Origin of the sequence: Pseudoalteromonas sp. SR43-5, from assembly GCF_014163835.1 — a bacterium.
Classification (GTDB): domain Bacteria; phylum Pseudomonadota; class Gammaproteobacteria; order Enterobacterales; family Alteromonadaceae; genus Pseudoalteromonas; species Pseudoalteromonas distincta.
Genome location: NZ_JACJEA010000103.1, coordinates 1 through 227, shown reverse-complemented (window position 1 = coordinate 227; position 227 = coordinate 1). Strand labels below are relative to the sequence as shown.

Genomic DNA, 227 nt, shown 5'->3' with positions numbered 1-227 from the left:
AAACAGATTAATATTTCTGTACTCGATATAATTGCGATGGGGGGACGGAGCAGGCTAAACAAGCATGGCGTTGGTAGTCCATGTGAAAGTGAGTAGGTTGGCGACTTAGGTAAATCCGGGTTGCTTTAAGACTGAGACACGAGACGAGTCACTACGGTGATGAAGTTGTTGATGCCATACTTCCAGGAAAAGCCTCTAAGCTTCAGATTATATGGAATCGTACCCCA

At 44.9% G+C, this 227-nt stretch carries 1 rRNA gene; it reads left to right on the top strand.

What is annotated here, in order from left to right:
- Positions 1-227 (top strand): 23S ribosomal RNA (locus tag H5090_RS20670); the annotation flags it as partial.